Source organism: Coriobacteriia bacterium, assembly GCA_003149935.1.
In the GTDB taxonomy this organism is placed as follows: domain Bacteria; phylum Actinomycetota; class Coriobacteriia; order Coriobacteriales; family QAMH01; genus QAMH01.
Genome location: QAMH01000008.1, coordinates 215,156 through 231,598, shown reverse-complemented (window position 1 = coordinate 231,598; position 16,443 = coordinate 215,156). Strand labels below are relative to the sequence as shown.

Here is a 16,443-nt window from a genome sequence, read left to right as displayed (position 1 = left end):
ATCCTGTTGCGCAACAAAAACCAGAAGCAGCGAAATATAATACTTGCGCAACATTTCACGATGGAGGGGTCTGGCACCCCGCGTGTCGCGGCACGTCCAAGATGATGCGCACATTGGAGGAACAAGCGCGTGGTCTCAAAACCTTCTTCGGGGATTGGCGCCCTCCTTCGCCATCTCCCCAAAGCACACAGGACTCTCGTATCCGCCTCGACGCTTCTCGTGGCCTGCTCCGTCACGCTGTTCGCCTTTGCGATACCACCGGCATTCGACGCGCAGCCAGGCGGATTGTTTCGCGGTGCGCTCTTTGGCACCACGAACGGCGAATCCCCGGCGGAAGGCGCGCAGCCCGCTGGAGATGCCGCAGCCGGTGGTGCTGACGTCGGGGCGTTTTCGTTTTCTCCGGGCAACATCGCTCCCATCGGTGCGAGCTCGCTTGGAGGAGTCATCGCAACGGCGACCGCAGCCGTGAACGAGGAAGGCCAGGCCGTGACCCAGAGCCCCCAAGGAGGCGCAAGCGCCCCGGGAAACCAGGTGACTCCGGGAGACCAGGGGGACCAGGGAACGCAGCCCGAAGACCCCGTCGTCGATTCAGGCCCAAGCGAAAGCGAGCTCCAGGCTGCGGCAAGCGAGCTTTCCGACGACTTCAACAACGCCTTCGATCATTACGCCATGCTCTCCAACGCCGTCAGCGGATCGCCCATATTCTGGACCTACGGACCTGACATACAGTGCGATGTGAACCTGTGGAACGACATGCCGTGGGCCTATGAAGTCGCCCGCGAGTGCATCTCCGAGGCAGCAGCATACGAGAGCAAGTGCAGCAGAGAGTCGCGTAAGTACCCCGCGTACGAAAATCAGTACAACACCATCAACAACGCCTGGTCGATGATCAGCAGCGCGTCGCACATCCTCATCGACTTCCTCGATGCGGCACGTGCCTGTCCCGACCCCGGCACTCACTCCGAATGCTTCACGGGCATAGCCGAGGGGCACATCATCGGACTGCGCCTGGAGGGCCAGACCGTATACACGCTCAAGGAACTTGAAAGTGCCCGCCAAATCCTCTGCCAGTCCTAGCTGTATCATCACGTAGAAACCACCTGACACGCCATGCAATATCAACCACATCCCGACACAAACAACGAGCACGCCGCAACCGGCCTGCGTCTCGTTCGCATCGAGGGCTTCTCCGCGCCCACCACCTTGCAGGAAGACGAACAGGAAGCCTACCTGCGCCGCTTTGCCACGATCTTCATCGATGAGAGTCGTTGCAGGGAGGGTGGCTTGGGGCAGGTCCTCTACGGCGAGGACACCTGGGGCAAGCCGATCGCTGTGAAGACCATGAACGCCGAGGCCACGCAGACAGCAACGCCCGCGCCATCCGACGATGCGCCATCTTCTCCCACCCGCGACATTGCCACCGAAGCGTTCAGGCGCGAATATGAGACCCTGCGCACGCTCTCGGGGGTGCGGGGCTTCCCGCGCCTGTACGGGTCAGGCCGCTTGAACGGCAAGGACGCCATCATCATGGAGTGGGTCGAAGGCGAAACGCTTGCCACGGCAATCCGCCATCTCTCCATCGACGACTCCGGTAGACTCTCTCCCCTGACCGTGGCGCAACTGGGACGCGACCTGTTCTCCCTGCTCGCACGCATGGAGATTATCGAAGACGGCATAGTCCATCGCGATATCTCGACTTCGAACATCATGATCGACACGTCGGCGCGCACGCTCGAAGAGCAAGCAGGAGAGGGGCGTTTTGACCTCAGGCTCGTGGACTTTGGCTCAGCGGTGCTTCCCACACGCTCCTCATCGCTCACGCAGCGCTACGGAGCCCCACGTGGCGCGACGCCGGACTTTGCCCCTCCGGAAATGCTGACGGAAGACGTCGCCAACGTCTCGACCATGCGCAAGAACCCAGCAGTGGATGTCTATGCCGCGGCAAGCGTGCTCTACCTGTTGCTGAGCGGGCACCCGCCCTTTGACTTGGGCAAGGACGAAGAGGCGGAGCGCTCGTACTACCTGCGCAAGACCGAGCAGCTGCCGCGCAGCTTGAAGGGCGCTCATGCGGCATCGGGCCGAATCGACGCAACGCTCGAGCGCGAGCCACAGACGGCAACGCTCGTCCAGGAAGCGATGAAGAAGACCGGCCAGCAACCCTCGGACAAGAAGCTTGTCAGCGCATTGTCCGCAGTGGATGGACAACTCAACGAGGTGATCTTCGCCTGTCTCGACCCCATCCAGGAATACCGGCCACTTGCAAGCGAGGTGCAGGATTCCCTTGCGCACTTCGTCGATTCGTACGGACGCAATGTCGAGAACGCCCTCGCGGAACAACCCTTGAGCTCGTGTACCGATAGCGCCTTCGAGCGTCGCGCGCGCGCAGCAAATGCGAAAAGATCGCAGCGCTGGAGCATCGGCGTAGGCGTAGGTGCAATCGTACTGCTTCTCGTGACGAGCCTCGTGACCGCGGTACTCGTGGACGCGAGCAAGGTGATCGTCTCGTTCGGGCCAATCCACTGGAGCGGCCCACTCAACGGCTGGGCCATCGGCGCGCTGCTATGGCTTCCCGCGCTTTGCGGCTGCATCGCACGCCTCGCGACACGGAACAGGCCATCATCGCTTGCATGGACAGGCGGCGGTGTCGTGCTCGGCACGTTGGCCGTGCTCGCGTTCACGCTGTCCACCTCGTTTGCCGCAGCTGCGCCGTTTTGGCTGATTATCGGGGCGCTTGCCGCCGCGGCAGCGCTCTCGTGGTTTGCGCTGTCCTTCGACATCATCATGGCCAGAGCACGCACGACGCCCATCGAAAGGGCGCAGCCTCGCGCGGCGTAAACGTGCGGAGAGGCAGAAGGGAACGACCCATGGCAAAGAACGCAACGGCCCCGCTGGGAGCCATGTTCTCCATCCTGAAGAGGTACGGCGACATGAGCTATAAGGAAGTGGCATCGCTCATCCTCTCGGAAGAGCCGGTGAAGGGCGGCGTGAGCCCCATCAGCCGCGTGAACGACCGGACCTGGATCTCGCGCTACCTCGTGCATGCGCCGGCAGATGCCGTGCGCGACGATTACTTCGTCAGCTACGAAAAGTGCGCGATGCGCCTCATCTCGCGGCTTAAGAAACGTGCGGGCAGCGCGATGAGCAACCGCGAGATCATGGAGCTGATTGCAGGAGCTCCCGGTCAGGAAATGGTCAACGCACTCAAGAACGCCGGACAGGACCCCGCGCCGTACCTCAACATGCTCGCGCGCCTCGACAAGGATGGCGAGTTCAGGGCCGAGGAGCGTGTGGAAATCGCCATGGTGCTCTTCGTAGCGGCGGCATTGAGCGCTGATATCGCGCGAGCGACGGCATACGCACTCGAGTTCGCAGACGAGATTCACGGTGCGGCGATGGCAACGCCACTTATCACACCGCGCTCCGAGGATGCCGACAACGCGCAGATGCGCCAGCTTGCCGACGAGGACACGACCCTCGGGCTGCTGCGTGTGGTAGATGGCTACGTGAAGGGCGCGCCGTTTTGGCTTGATGCCGAGAGCGCGGAGCAGATCGAGGTGGGCGCCTTCGCGACGGGTGCGGGTGCCATCACCGACGTGGAAAACGATGTCTCCGGAGTGCACGCGCGCATCTGGCATGACGATGCGGGCGCGTGGTACGTCGAGGGCGCGGGGTCGAGAAACGGCACCGTGCTGGTGAGCGGCGCGGACCGCTCCGAGGTCGTGGTGGAGCCGCCGACTGACGAGCGCGAGGGGTGGGAGAGCACTCCCGTGGCGCTCAAGCCCGGTGACGAGCTCGTGTTCGGGAAGAACACGCGGTATGTGGTGATTGCGGGTGTGAGGTAGGAAGGCCGTGACCCTCGGCTGACCTTGTGTTTGTTGTGCAACAAAATCTGGAATTTGCACTATATGATATTTGCGCAATTTCTACCGGGCGGGCTGGAGCCGCTCGGTTTTTGCCACCCTCTACCCGCCGCTTCTTAGTAGAAAACAACACCACGCGCCATGGAAAACCCCTCATGTCCGGAAATGAACGACAGGCACGGTACAGCCGGGCTGCAGGTCGTTCACCTAGATGATTTCTCCACGCCCGACATCCTACCTTCTGCTGAGCAAGAGAATCATGCACGGCGCTTTTCCTCTCTCTTCATCGACAGAAGGCGCTGTCGGCGCGGGGGCATTGGCAGGCTTCTCTATGGCGAGGACATCTGGGGTAGTCCCGTTGCCGTAAAGGTCATGGATGACTCGCCTGCAGATACGGCAGCCGACGAGGCGGACCATGTCGTCGCTCGTGAGGCGTTCATGCGGGAATACCAGACGTTGCGCACGCTCTCGGGCGTGCGAGGGTTTCCGCGGCTCTATGGGCTGGGGCGCCTGGACGGCAAGGATGCCATCATCATGGAGTGGATTGAAGGAGAGACGCTACAGTCGGCACTCAGACACCTTTTCGTAGATGACGAGGGAAGGCTCTCGCCGTTGACGGCAGCGCAGCTGGGGCGCGACCTCTTCGCGCTCCTCGCCCGCATGGACATCATCGAGAACAGCGTCGTGCATCGCGACATCTCGACTTCCAATATCATGATCGACACGTCGGTACATACGCTCGAGGAGCAAGTTGACATGGGGCATTTTGACCTGAAGCTCGTGGACTTCGGGTCGGCGATACTCCCTGGCCAGCGTGCGTCCATCACGCAGAAATATGGTGTGCTGCGGGGAGCAACGCCTGATTTCGCACCTCCCGAGATGCTCACCGAAGATATCGCCAACATCGACACCCTGCGCAGGAACCCCGCCGTGGACGTCTATGCCGCCGCAAGCGTGCTTTTCTTGCTGCTGGATGGTCACGCACCCTTCAATTTCGAAAGGCAGGGGCGGGGCCGTTCCTACTATCTGCAGAAAACCGAACGGCGACCACGAAGATTGACGAGCGTGCATAAAGCATCGGGCAATATCGTGGCGACGCTCGGTCACGAAACGCAGACCGCGCGCCTCGTCAAAGAGGCGGTTGCGCGCTGCGGAAGAAGGCCACCGGACAGAGAGCTGGCAAAAATCCTGAGCACAGTGGATGATCAGCTCGAATCCCTGCTCCTTGCCTGCCTTAATCCTGTGCAGGCACTCCGGCCAACCGCAGGAGATGTCGAGAAGGCGCTTTCGCGCTTTGTCGATTCCTACGGCGCGAACATCAGAAACGGCTTTTGGGGATGTCCGGTCACCCCCTGCGTGGATGCCGAAGCGAAGTACCAGAAACAGGATGCTGAGACCGGGGGAAGCGGTCATTGGGGAGCCGTCGTAGCCGCGGGTGCCACCCTAGCTCTCGCAGTTGCATCGGCAATTATCACGCTCGCTCGCCGGAAGAACCGAAGCTAACAAGAGGAGCTCTTCATGGCACGAACCATATCAACACCGTTGGGTGCGCTCTTCTCCATCCTGAAGAGGTGCGGTCACATCAGCTACAAGGACCTTGCGGCGCTCATTCTCTCCGAAAGGCCTCTGCCAGGTGGAACGAGTCCCATAAGCAGGGCGAACGACCGCACGTGGATTTCGCGCTACCTCGTCCACGCACCCGTGGAATCCGTGAAGAGAGACTACTTCATCAGCTCGGAAAAGTGCGCCATGCGCATTGTCTCGAGACTCAAGAAGCACATGAACAACCGGGAAATCATGGCGATGATAGCGGGACCTGCGGGACATGAGATGGTGGATGCGCTGACCCATTGCGGGCAAAACCCCGCGCCCTACCTCAACATGCTCGCGCGACTGAACAGGGAAGATGAGTTCAGGATGGAAGAACGCGTGGAGATCGCCATGGTGCTCTTCGTAACGGCCGCGTTGAGCGCCAGCGTGGCCGAGGCGACGACCGGTGCGCTCGACTTTGCCGAGGAGATTCACGGAAGCCCCGTCACAACGCCCCTCGTCACGCCGCGTTCCAGGGAGGTGAGCGGCGAGAGGAGCCACGGGCTTGCAGAGAGGCCCGTGCTTCTGGGCCTTTTGCGCGTGATGGACGGCTACGTGGTGGGGTCACCCCATTGGCTCGACCCCGCCGAGGCAAGCGAAATCGAGGTGGGCGCCTTTGCGACGGGAAAGGGCCTGAGCAATGTGGCTGCCGACGCCTCTCGCCATCATGCACGCATCTGGCATGACGACGCAGACGCGTGGTACGTCGAAGGCGTTGGGTCGAGAAACGGCACCGTGTTGGTGAGCGGCGCGGACCGCTCTGAGACGATCGTGGAGCCGCCAGCCGACGAGCGCGAGGGGTGGAAGAGCACTCCCGTGGCGCTCAAGCCCGGCGACGAGCTCGTGTTCGGGAAGAACACGCGGTACGTGGTGATCGCGGGCGTGAGGTAGGGGCTAGTCGAGAGGCACCTCGGTCCACTGCTCAATAGATAGGCCGGGCACCCGCTCGAACTCTGTCGTGTCGTTGGTGACCACAGTTGCCCCGTATGCCATGGCGCAAGCTGCGATTATGTAATCATTTGCCCCGATGCCTATTCCTTTGCCCTCGAGGTAAGCGCGTAGCCGCGCATAGTGGAGCGCGCATCGGTCATCGAAAGGAAGCGTCTCGAAGGGCAGCAGGAGCAACTCGACCTTGAGACGATTGTTGCCTGGGTCACTCGATTTCTCGACACCCAGGAGAAGCTCCGCCTTGACGATAGACGGAATCTTGAATATGCCAGCATCGCTCGTCCTGAGCATTTGCAGTGCATATTTGTTTTTACCCCGGAGAAAGTCAATAAGAATATTGCTGTCGATGATATACATGACTCGTCCTCAGACAAAGAGGGGCTCAACGGGGGTGGACTCAAGATCTTCAATCTCGGGAAAATCCGGGCAGCTGCCATATAGATCGAAGAAACCCGGCGGCCAGCCGTTTTCCCATCCGGCGGCATCTCGTGCGTTGCGCGTCTCGAGTACCTCGCGCGCGTATGCAGAAATTGATATGCCCCGCTTGGTGGCGTCTTCGCGCAAGCCGGCCATGGTTACCTCATCCATGTAAAGCGATAGCTGAGCCATTGTGATGCCTTTCGATAGGACAAGTATATATGACAAGTATATCTTGTGAAGGAATGATTGTATAGGGTGAGGATGTAGCAAGGGCACACCTTTCGGCGTGCCCCTTGCTACATGCGTTGATTTTGACGCTTGCTAGCCCACTCCGTGCCAGCTAACGCCCTCGTCCTGCCAGCCCAGGCCTAGCAGGAAGTCGCGCTCGGCGGCACTGGTGGTGTAGTGGTGGTTGTTGGCGTACTCGTTGGGGTTGTAGACGCGGTACAGGGGCACGCTCTTGTCCGGGTCGGAGTACCAGCCGATGCCCTCGTCGTTCCACCCCACCGAGACCAGCATGTCGCGCTCGGCGGCGGACAGCGTGTAGTGGTGCTCGCCGGCGTAGGGGTTGTACAGGCGGTAGACCGCCTCGCCGGACGCCGGGGCGATCCAGCCCGTGCCCTCGTCCTGCCACCCCAGCGAGACCAGGTGGTCGCGCTCGACGGTCGACGAGCTGTAGAAGTGCTCGCCGGAGTTGGGGTTGTACAGGCGGAACATGGTCTCGGTGGCCACCGGCTCGGGATCGGGTTGCGGGTCAGGGGTCGGCGTCGGCTCCGGGTCTGGCGTTGGGGTCGGCGTTGGGGTCGGCTCCGGTGTGGGGGTCGGAGTCGAATCCGGCTTGGGGGTCGGCGTGGGGGTGGGATCGGGCTTGGGCGCGGGCTCCGGGTCCGGCGTGGGCTTGGGGGCGGCGACAATCTCGTAGCTCGCCTTCAGCGTGCCGGCGTAGTTGCCCTTGCCCGTCACGGTGACAATCTTCTCGCCCGCGTTCGTGACGTCGGATGGCCAGGCGACGTCGTAGTCCGTGCCCGCGGAAAGGGCCTTGCCACCGCACTTCACGGTGACAGAGGGCTTCTTGGCGATGCCGTCGTGGGTGTAGCGCGTCGCGGAGAGTGAGACGTCGGTGATGGAGGCGGGGTTGATAGTGTATTGTGCTTCAGCAACTCCAGAGTTCCTACCAATCCCGCTTACCTTAACTGTGTAAGTTCCGGCATTAATACTGTCTGGATACTCAATCTTGTAGTTTGATGTAGAAGCAGAAACGCCTTCGGCAAGGATATCTTCACCTGCATATATGGATATAGCTGGCTTTTGGATTTTTCCATCATATGTCAGAGTTTGCTGGTTTACTTCAACTTTCGAAACCTCTGGAACAGGCATTGAGGACGCGCTGACATAGTAGCCCCTTGTCCAATTCTGCTTATCGTCAATCTTCAAATAGTATGTCCCAGGAGGCACCTTGTTAAGTTCAATTTGCTCTGATGACGACAAGACGGATGTTGAATCCAACCGCGACCCATCTTCGGAATAGACCGAACAATCGACACTCCCCTTGTTCGTAGTCAAGCCAATGGCAACATTGGAAAGCTCGTCGAGCGTGAACTTGTAGCAGTCCACATCATCTTGGATTTTGCTAGCAGGATTGTAGGATGTCGCAAAATACAGCGTATTTAGTTTCATGGGCGTCGCTGCCTCGAGCGTGTCGTTGTTTTCGGTTTCTGCCATAACGCCCTTGCCCACATTTGTTATCACACAACCAAGCTTGGCTTTTGCGCCGCGGTGCGCAGCCGACCTAAAACAATATGTTCCCTCTTCTAACGCAAAGTTGCCAAACGCATGGTTTTTGCTTGCGGAAATGTCCCATGTGAAATTTGGATTCTCGCCCCTTTTCCCAAGAGAAGCTGAGAATGAATTACCGCTGCCATAGTCCAGGTCTTGCTCAAAGGCAATCCCTACATATGACGGGGTAGAGATAGTGAAGAGAAAGCAGTAGACCTCATCTTCATTGATGCGTACAGGCCCATAATCATCTTCCCCATGAAGCCAGACCTCATGAGGGTCGGGGGATTTTGCTTCATCTTTGTAGTACTCGTCAGCAATACCGATGCGCTCGTATTGGATGACCGAGGCGTCCATCCATGTACCGGTCTTATATGAATACCAATCTGTATGCCCGTTTACCCTGTAAGAGGGCAAATTGAGAACTCCTCCTTCGCATTTTTTACCAAGAACAACATGGGAAAGCGCGGTACAACCATCAAACATCAAAGACACATCAGTAAGACTGCCAGTATCAAATCCCGAAAAGTCGAGAGAGGTGAGAGAAGAACAACCAGAGAACATGGAGCTCATATTAGATACTTGCGACGTGTCCAATCCCGAAAGGCTGAGTGAGGAAAGTGCGGTGCATCCCTCGAACATGCCATTCATATCTGTCGTATTCAAGGTATTGATTCCTGAAAGATCAAGAGATATCAAGGAAGAGCAGTTTTGAAAAAACTGGCTGATGCTTTTTGTGTTTGATGTATCAAGCCCGGTAAGATTAACTTCTTGGAGCTTGTTGTGATTTGCCAGAAGGCCAGTCATCATTTCTGGCGCAATAACCCTGCTATCCTTTTCTGAGGCGAAAATGACCTTGGTAATATCTGATACATGTGTTTGCCAGGGTATTCCCTCATCCGTATTTGCGCCTGTACCTGGATATAATGTTAGAGTCCCTCCCGTTGTGATTTCCCAGGGACAGGTTCCCCAGAAACCATATGCAACAGACGAGGGGTCGTACTTTGTATACGTGTCAGCAATAGGGTGAGATAGCCCCAAGATTTCTGCACGACTCATCCATTTATTTCTTTTTGATGAATACCAATCGGTATGTCTGTTTACTGGATAGTTCGGTAAATGCATTTCCGTTTTTTCGCCGACGGAAACACTGGCAAGCGCAGTGCATCCGTCAAAGGCCGTGTCTAGCCAAGATGCTTTTGCAGTATCGAACCCCGAAACGTCGAGATAGGTTAATGAAGAGCAGCCGGAGAACATGCCTCTCATGCTGTATATATTCGAGGTACGAAAGCTCGAAAGGTTAAGCGTGATAATCGAGGAACAGTTAGCAAACATGTAGTCCATGTCACCAGTCACTCTCGAGGTGTCCAGCGACGTGAGATCGAGAGAGGAGAGGGACGAGCAGCCGGAGAACATGCCGCCCATGCTCGTCACGTTCGTGGTGTCCAGCGACGTGAGATCGAGAGAGGAGAGGGACGAGCATCTGCTGAACATCTCGTACATGTCCGTCACGTTCGACGTGTCGAGGCCGGAAAGATCGAGAGAGGAGAGGGACGAGCAGTCGGAGAACATGCCGCGCATGCTGGTCACCTTCGACGTGTCGAAACCGGAGATATCAAGAGAGACAAGCGAGGAACAATTTCGAAACATTTCCTCCATGTTAGTTACCTTCGACGTGTCGAAGCCAGAGATATCAAGAGAGGCGAGCGAGGAGCAGCCGTTGAACATTATCTCCATACTGGTCACCCGCGAGGTGTCGAGACAGGAAAGATCGAGAGCCGAGAGCGAGGAGCAGCCGAAGAACATCCCGCGCATGCTGGTTACTTCCGACGTGTCCAGACCGGAGAGATCAAGGGACACGAGCGAGGTGCAGTCCATAAACATCACAGATCTATTGGGGACTTTTATTTTTTCAGAACCTCTTTGTTGGAAAACCACAGCCCTAACTGACCCGTCTGAATCATGCCATGGTTGCCCGTAATCCCCCTCGCCAGGATATATTGTCATCGTGCCATCGGCGGTGAGCTCCCAAGGGCATGTTCCCCAGGTGCCGGTTTCGACGATTTCTGAATTTGGCTGCGCAGTATCAGCTGTCGTAACCGCCTGCGCTTGCTCGTCAGCTTCCGCAAATGCAGCGGCAGGAACAAGAGAGGCGGTTAACACAAATGAAAAAAACAGCGAAAGAAATCTATTCATAGTGACCCCTTTCCAACAGTCCGGCCCTAATCAAACATAAGTAACGCTGGGATATGCCTTGCATCCATTGGGCTGGCTTTGTTATGCGGAGAGAGCGGCGAGCGTTTCTGGTCTGATCAAGACCGATTAATTTCCTCGGGACCAGCAGTAATGATATCAACCCATTTCAAGAGCGTATCAACGCGCAGCACCATCCGCGCAGTTAACCTTTTTTCCTTCTCGCCATTTTGTTTTCGCGGCGCCATGTCCTCTGCCGCAATCCAAAGATCACCGCCGCGGATGAGCACGACATATCTTCCATGACATAGCGAATTACGGATGTGGTAGAAAAGACTGAGCATTTGGTTACGCTTAGAATCCCACATACAGGCAGTCTCTTGCTCCGGTAAATCTACGCAGCGCAGAAGTCCTGCTTTCTCTAGCTTGTCTTGCATTTCCTCTTGTTTATCGGCTTTATAGATTGGATTTTCGTTGTCGCAAACTCGCGTTAGCCTTTCGCCGAGAGATGTGGGGGGATTCCAGGGATTGTCCCATCCGTAATAATCAATCAGTCGTTCTTGACAGCTGCTTTTTGCAAAAGGGGGATGTGTGATATAGAAGTCGACTAGCTTTTTTAGAGTCTCGGGGCCGATATCTTCCTGATTATCTCCAACCCATTCCGGTTTGTGTTCGACAAGTACATATCCGTTTTCCTCGGTTTGACCAAACATGCTCATCTTTCCGTTTGTTCAGAGTGCTTCAGCAAGACGTCTCCACCCTACAGGCGTATTTCGAGATTTTGTTGCGCAACATGGCGAAATAGCGGCAAGCGGTTTGGTCAGGTCACAGATGCTTGCAGATGGATTGTCGAGAGATTTCTCGACTCCGCCTCCTCTGACGACTTCGTTCGAAATGACAGGCGGGGGCATGTCGTTTGCTTGCTCGAAATGACAGAAGGGGTCTGTGCCTACAGGTCTTGCGACGCCGACCCGAACCCTGACGCGCCTTGCTTGAGCTTTCGCTCGTCTGCCTCCACCCTACGCTTCAGCTTCTTCGCGTCCTCCTCCGGCGGCAGATTCTCCGGCTTGATGCCGCGTGCCACGAGAGTGCCGCGCACGCTCCTGTTGTTCTGGAGGTGCTCGTCGCCGATTTGCCTTGTTCCGTATAGATCATTTGCCTCGGTGTTATATGACGTCATTGAGTTCGCAAGGTTCTTGGCCGCCATGGTCACGTCGGGAAGGACGTCGGCAAGGGGCTTCTTCTCGGGCACGCCGAGGCGCTTCTTCATGGCCTTCGTGTTGTTTCCGCCGAACAGGACCTCGTCCCCTTTTGATTTGATGGTCGCAAACCCCCGCTGGTCGACACCTCGCTCGAAGGCTATGGCGGCAAGCACCTTCTCGGACTCTGTAAGGGCATCTCTCTCCGTGAGCCTGCGCAGCTCCAACATGCGCTGCTCGATGAGCTCTTGCTTGCGTGTTTGGAGGGCGAAGTAGCTCTGGGCAAATGCGATCTCCTCCTTGCGCGGGTCGCCGTTTTGCGCGATGAGGTAGCAGGCATAGCGCGTGAGCATGTAATCTTTTACCGATCGCTCCGCGCCACTCCCAAGAGGGACCATTTTGCCAACGTCGGCAAAATGGTCGCGAACAGGTGTTTTGCTGGACTCAAGCGATATCATGGCACGCTTTATCGTCTCCTCGAACCTGCGCCATTGCGCATAGCCGAAGACCCCCATCACCTCTCGTGCGTACCAGAATTCCACGCCATCTTCCGTGACATGCATGTGGTCATCGAGCGCCAACCTGCGCTTCTCTATTTCTTTGCTATCCATCGATCCTCCAAGCTTCAGCGGCATAATCTTGCTCCCCCATAATTGCAGGCGAATCTAACAAAAACGCCGAACGTTTTCGGTCGAATCACCGAATTTTTACCGACCAAAATCGGACATGGCGGAGGAGATTTCTCGACTGCGCTGCCTTCGGCAGCTTCGCTCGGGATGACAACGGGGGGCTGCTTCGTTCGCTTCGCTCGGGATGACAGGTCATCAATGTCATTCCGAGCGGAGGCGCGTAGCGCCGAAGTCGAGAAATCTCGGCCTTTCGCCAGGATGACAGGAAATCATCATTCGTATAGCACTCTTGCCTTCATGCTATACTTCTCTCGAAGGAGGTGGCGGTCATGGCCATGACGCAGATGAACGTACGCATCGACGAGCAGCTTCGCCTTGAGGGCAACGCCGCTCTCGAGAGTATAGGAATCTCACCCGCCCAAATGGTGCGCGCAGTGTGGTCCTATGCCGCGCGCAACAAGAACAACCCCCTGAAACTCGAACATGACCTGAAGTTCCTCGAAGAAGACAAGCCGCTGAGCGAGGAAGTTCAGCGAAGGCTAGAGCTTATCGCCGAAGGGCAGAAAATCGTGGCGGATTTCTATAAAGAGATGGGGATAACACCAGGTGAGATAGATCCTCTGCCATACGACGAGCTCAAGGAGCTCGCGTATCGAGAGCGATGGGAAAGCAGAGGACTACTATGAGTACCGACAGCCCCGTTGCACTACTTGACACCAACATATGGCTCGACTGTTACGACGCCGCTCGACCCAACCATCCGGATGCCCAGACTCTCATGGACTTGTTGGAGAAAGCCGATTTCACCATCGCATACGCATCCACCTCGATAAAGGATTTCTACTACCTGTTTTGTGCCGAACATAAGCAGGCGATTCGTCAGCGCGAGGGTCAGCTCACCCAGGCCCGTGCGCAAGCCATACAGGCCACAGCCTGGGGATGTCTTCGTAACATGACCGCCATAGCTGTGGCGGTACCCATCGGCGAGCCGCAAATCTGGCTTGCCGAGCATATGCACGACCTGCACGGTGACTTCGAGGACAACCTCATCCTCGCGGCGGTCGAGACGAGCAAGGCCGATTACTTCGTCACCAATGACACGACGCTGCTGGGAAAGAGCGCGTGCCCGGCGTTCACCTGCGCGGACATGATCGCGTTCCTGCAAAGGTGATAGGCGCAGACGAAACGCTCACAGGTGCCAAGCATTGTGGGGTTATGGCTGCGAAATCCCTCGTTTTGCCAAGATTTGTGAACATGTGGTCACAGAATCGGGCGCCGAGTGGCCACCAACCCACAGTTCTTGGCAGTAGTAGCCCTGTACATTGCCTACCCATCAACTCTTGGCAGCAAGCTGAGGAGCGAGCCCCTAATTGTGAGAAATCCGGAATGCATTCCGGAATTTACACGATTTTGGAAAAGTGCGGCGAGCTACATGATGAGGGGATGAGATTTCTCGACTGCGGCGCTTCGCGCCTTCGCTCGAAATGACAGGGGGGGTGCTTCGCGCCTCCGCTCGAAATGACAACCTGGAACGCTGCACTCGTCGAGTTGGGATGATGAGGGGCTTTGTCCCTTTCGCATTGTAACGTGTCACGTTACATGTTACACTCCAAAAGGATTGGAGACTGCATGATACGGAGTTTCGCCAGCAGCGACACGCGCCTTCTGTTTGAAACGGGCCAGAGCAAGGAGCTCCCGCCGGACATCTTGCGGCGCGCGCTCAGGAAGCTCGAGCTCATCGACAACGCGATGACGCTTCTCGACCTGCGTCTGCCCCCAGGAAACAGGCTGCACGCGCTCGCGGGCAACCGTGCCGGTCAGCATGCTGTCTCCATCAACGACCAATGGCGCGTTTGCTTTCGCTTCGCTGACGACGGCGTGTATGACGTCGAGATTTGCGACTATCACTGAGGAGGGTTCATGGATGACGAGATGATCGTGGTTTCGCGCGAGCCAATCCATCCTGGCGAGTTCCTGCGCGAGGAGTACATGCCCGAGCTCGGGCTCACAGTCGCGAGCCTAGCCCAGCGCATCGGGGTCACCCGCCAAACCATCAACGACATCGTGCGCGAGAAACGCGCACTGAGCCCTGACATGTGCCTGCGCCTGGGGCGCCTCTTCGGCACGACCCCGCAGTTCTGGATGAACATGCAGGCCAAGGTCGACATGTGGAAATCGCTCGAGGAGCATCGCGATGACATCGAGGCGATAGAGCCCATCGCGGTAGATTGTGCGATGGGCATCGCCTAGGGCAATTCTTGCAGATAGAGCCCGCTACTCCTCTTCCGCCAGGCGCAGCACCATCTCGTAGATGCCCTGGGCGCTGTTGAAGTTTGCCGGGACGACTTCCTTGGCCGGGACGGCGATGTCGAACTCGTCATCGATGGCGTTGATGATCGCGAGGATGTCGAAGGAGTCGAGGAAGCGCTCGTCGACAAGCGCGGTGCAGTTCTCGTAATCGACGTTTTCCTCAACGTCCTTAAGCAAGTCGATGATAGCCTCAAGCGTGATGTCGTCCATTAGATACTCCTCATATTGGGTCAAATGTCTACGATATGAGACAGCGTGCCAGGCACATGTGTCTCATTTTCGTGGCGTGTTGAGCGTGCTCGTCTCGATGAAGTCGCGGGCAAGCTCGCATCCGCCATCATAGCGCAAGACCACACGCGGCATCGTGCGGCTTAAGAACAGGTGGGCTCCCTCGGTCACAGAGTACGCACCGGCATTGGCAAACGCGAGCACATCACCCATCTCGAGCGAATCGAGCTCGACCTCGCGCACGAGCACATCGTTGACGGTGCAGAGGCTGCCACAGAGCGTCCAGGTGCGCTCATCGCGCTCGCGCATGGCATCGGCCAGCGCGGAGAGGTTGACGGTCACGGGCACCTTGAGGCCCATGACCTGTCCGGCATACGTGAGGTGATTGATGCCACCATCGAGGATACAGTAGTTCGTGCCGTCGTTTTCCTTGAGATCGGCGACGCGGGTGAGGTAGGTGCCGCACGATGCGGAGAAGAAGCGGCCCATCTCGACCGTGACCTCCACGTCGCGGCCGAGCTCCTGGATGTACGGGGCCAGCTCGCGGGCCGGTGCGAGGTCGTCCGTGAAGTCATCGTCTGCAAAGTACGGCACGGCCAGACCGGGGCCATATTCGAGACGCTTCACCTCGAAGCCGTGCTCGCCTTCCAGCTCCGCAATCAGCGCACGCAGCTTCTCGAGCTCGCGAATCTGGTGCTTGAGCTTCTTGCGCTGCGTGCCCACGAAGTAGTGCAGTCCCACGATGTTGAGATGCGGATAGCTCTCGCGCTGGTCGATGACCTCGAGCAAGTCATCCTTCGACATGCCGAACTGGCTTCCGGCATTGAGACGCAACAACACGTCCACCGTGATCTGAGCTTGTGCCGCGCACTGCTCGATGAGCTCGACGTGGAGCTTCGACTCGGCCGTGAGCACGCCGACGCGATACGCAATCGCATGGGCGATGTCGCTGGCCTGCTTGTTCACGCCCGAGTACACGATCTGGTTTGCGGAGATGCCAACGTCCTCGCAGATGGCAAGCTCACCGGGACTGCACACCTCGAGCCGCTCGCCATGATCGGCCGCGGCAGCCGCGAGGAAGGGGTTGGCCTTCATCGCGAAGCAAAAGCGTACGTCCTCGCCAAAGATGTCGGCGATCTTGTCGAGGCGCTGCCAGAACTCGCGCACATCGAAGACGAAGGTCGGCGTACCGTATTCCTCGGCAATCTCGAGAAGCTCGCTATTGTTCATGTCACGTCCTCCGTTCAAAGCGAGTGAATGAGACACATTGGACAGGTACATCTGTCTCAT

General features: G+C 57.6%; 16 protein-coding genes. 9 read left to right on the top strand and 7 right to left on the bottom strand.

The window, feature by feature from the left end:
• Positions 1-129 precede the first annotated feature (129 nt).
• From DBY20_07905 to DBY20_07885, 5 genes are all read left to right on the top strand, one after another.
• Positions 130-1,077 (top strand): hypothetical protein, encoded by a 948-nt coding sequence (locus DBY20_07905; protein ID PWL78235.1) that lies wholly within the window; start codon positions 130-132, stop codon positions 1,075-1,077.
• Positions 1,078-1,110: 33 nt separating this feature from the next.
• Entirely contained in the window at positions 1,111-2,835 is a 1,725-nt protein-coding gene (locus DBY20_07900; GenBank protein PWL78234.1) for a hypothetical protein, read from the top strand.
• Positions 2,562-3,842 (top strand): hypothetical protein, encoded by a 1,281-nt coding sequence (locus tag DBY20_07895; protein ID PWL78233.1) that lies wholly within the window; start codon positions 2,562-2,564, stop codon positions 3,840-3,842. Before DBY20_07900 ends, DBY20_07895 begins: the two co-directional genes overlap by 274 nt.
• 159 nt (positions 3,843-4,001) lie before the next feature.
• On the top strand, positions 4,002-5,363 hold the full coding sequence (locus DBY20_07890) for a hypothetical protein (GenBank protein ID PWL78232.1): 1,362 nt from the start codon (positions 4,002-4,004) through the stop codon (positions 5,361-5,363).
• A gap of 15 nt (positions 5,364-5,378) precedes the next feature.
• Positions 5,379-6,341 carry a hypothetical protein gene (locus DBY20_07885; GenBank protein PWL78231.1) on the top strand — a complete coding sequence of 321 codons (963 nt, stop codon included), beginning with the start codon at positions 5,379-5,381 and terminating at the stop codon, positions 6,339-6,341.
• Between the two features lie 3 nt (positions 6,342-6,344).
• On the opposite strand, the gene DBY20_07880 is transcribed toward DBY20_07885, so the two are convergent.
• The 5 genes from DBY20_07880 to DBY20_07860 all read right to left on the bottom strand — a co-directional run bounded on the left by DBY20_07880 (position 6,345) and on the right by DBY20_07860 (position 12,597).
• A complete protein-coding gene (locus DBY20_07880; GenBank protein PWL78230.1) occupies positions 6,345-6,755 on the bottom strand; it encodes a VapC toxin family PIN domain ribonuclease in 411 nt (136 codons plus the stop codon).
• Between the two features lie 9 nt (positions 6,756-6,764).
• Complete coding sequence (locus DBY20_07875; GenBank protein ID PWL78229.1) at positions 6,765-7,007, bottom strand: antitoxin; 243 nt, start codon at positions 7,005-7,007, stop codon at positions 6,765-6,767.
• Positions 7,008-7,139: 132 nt separating this feature from the next.
• On the bottom strand, positions 7,140-10,790 hold the full coding sequence (locus DBY20_07870) for a hypothetical protein (protein PWL78228.1): 3,651 nt from the start codon (positions 10,788-10,790) through the stop codon (positions 7,140-7,142).
• Between the two features lie 116 nt (positions 10,791-10,906).
• Positions 10,907-11,506 (bottom strand): hypothetical protein, encoded by a 600-nt coding sequence (locus tag DBY20_07865; GenBank protein ID PWL78227.1) that lies wholly within the window; start codon positions 11,504-11,506, stop codon positions 10,907-10,909.
• Positions 11,507-11,736: 230 nt separating this feature from the next.
• Complete coding sequence (locus tag DBY20_07860) at positions 11,737-12,597, bottom strand: DNA damage-inducible protein D (protein PWL78309.1); 861 nt, start codon at positions 12,595-12,597, stop codon at positions 11,737-11,739.
• 347 nt (positions 12,598-12,944) lie between these two features.
• Between DBY20_07860 and DBY20_07855 the strand changes: the two genes are divergently transcribed.
• The 4 genes from DBY20_07855 (at position 12,945) to higA (ending at position 14,865) form a co-directional block, all read left to right on the top strand.
• Positions 12,945-13,301 carry a translation repressor RelB gene (locus tag DBY20_07855; GenBank protein ID PWL78226.1) on the top strand — a complete coding sequence of 119 codons (357 nt, stop codon included), beginning with the start codon at positions 12,945-12,947 and terminating at the stop codon, positions 13,299-13,301.
• Positions 13,277-13,786, top strand: coding sequence for a hypothetical protein (locus tag DBY20_07850; protein PWL78225.1), 510 nt, complete (start codon positions 13,277-13,279; stop codon positions 13,784-13,786). The genes DBY20_07855 and DBY20_07850 overlap by 25 nt, the downstream gene beginning before the upstream one ends.
• Before the next feature lie 458 nt (positions 13,787-14,244).
• Positions 14,245-14,526, top strand: coding sequence for a plasmid maintenance system killer (locus DBY20_07845; GenBank protein PWL78224.1), 282 nt, complete (start codon positions 14,245-14,247; stop codon positions 14,524-14,526).
• A gap of 9 nt (positions 14,527-14,535) precedes the next feature.
• Complete coding sequence (gene higA, locus DBY20_07840) at positions 14,536-14,865, top strand: addiction module antidote protein, HigA family (GenBank protein PWL78223.1); 330 nt, start codon at positions 14,536-14,538, stop codon at positions 14,863-14,865.
• Positions 14,866-14,889: 24 nt separating this feature from the next.
• On the opposite strand, the gene DBY20_07835 is transcribed toward higA, so the two are convergent.
• Both DBY20_07835 and DBY20_07830 read right to left on the bottom strand, forming a co-directional pair.
• Positions 14,890-15,135, bottom strand: a complete 246-nt coding sequence (locus tag DBY20_07835; GenBank protein PWL78222.1) for an acyl carrier protein — start codon at positions 15,133-15,135, stop codon at positions 14,890-14,892.
• A gap of 63 nt (positions 15,136-15,198) precedes the next feature.
• A complete protein-coding gene (locus tag DBY20_07830) occupies positions 15,199-16,383 on the bottom strand; it encodes a diaminopimelate decarboxylase (protein PWL78221.1) in 1,185 nt (394 codons plus the stop codon).
• Positions 16,384-16,443 lie beyond the last annotated feature (60 nt).

Bases quoted from the DNA above. Each gene is read 5' to 3' on its own strand.
- DBY20_07900 (PWL78234.1), top strand. From the start codon at position 1,111: ATGCAATATCAACCACATCCCGACACAAACAACGAGCACGCCGCAACC.
- DBY20_07895 (PWL78233.1), top strand. From the start codon at position 2,562: ATGGCTTCCCGCGCTTTGCGGCTGCATCGCACGCCTCGCGACACGGAA.
- DBY20_07890 (PWL78232.1), top strand. From the start codon at position 4,002: ATGGAAAACCCCTCATGTCCGGAAATGAACGACAGGCACGGTACAGCC.
- DBY20_07885 (PWL78231.1), top strand. From the start codon at position 5,379: ATGGCACGAACCATATCAACACCGTTGGGTGCGCTCTTCTCCATCCTG.
- DBY20_07880 (PWL78230.1), bottom strand. From the start codon at position 6,755: ATGTATATCATCGACAGCAATATTCTTATTGACTTTCTCCGGGGTAAA.
- DBY20_07875 (PWL78229.1), bottom strand. From the start codon at position 7,007: ATGGCTCAGCTATCGCTTTACATGGATGAGGTAACCATGGCCGGCTTG.
- DBY20_07870 (PWL78228.1), bottom strand. From the start codon at position 10,790: ATGAATAGATTTCTTTCGCTGTTTTTTTCATTTGTGTTAACCGCCTCT.
- DBY20_07865 (PWL78227.1), bottom strand. From the start codon at position 11,506: ATGAGCATGTTTGGTCAAACCGAGGAAAACGGATATGTACTTGTCGAA.
- DBY20_07860 (PWL78309.1), bottom strand. From the start codon at position 12,597: ATGGATAGCAAAGAAATAGAGAAGCGCAGGTTGGCGCTCGATGACCAC.
- DBY20_07855 (PWL78226.1), top strand. From the start codon at position 12,945: ATGGCCATGACGCAGATGAACGTACGCATCGACGAGCAGCTTCGCCTT.
- DBY20_07850 (PWL78225.1), top strand. From the start codon at position 13,277: ATGGGAAAGCAGAGGACTACTATGAGTACCGACAGCCCCGTTGCACTA.
- DBY20_07845 (PWL78224.1), top strand. From the start codon at position 14,245: ATGATACGGAGTTTCGCCAGCAGCGACACGCGCCTTCTGTTTGAAACG.
- higA (PWL78223.1), top strand. From the start codon at position 14,536: ATGGATGACGAGATGATCGTGGTTTCGCGCGAGCCAATCCATCCTGGC.
- DBY20_07835 (PWL78222.1), bottom strand. From the start codon at position 15,135: ATGGACGACATCACGCTTGAGGCTATCATCGACTTGCTTAAGGACGTT.
- DBY20_07830 (PWL78221.1), bottom strand. From the start codon at position 16,383: ATGAACAATAGCGAGCTTCTCGAGATTGCCGAGGAATACGGTACGCCG.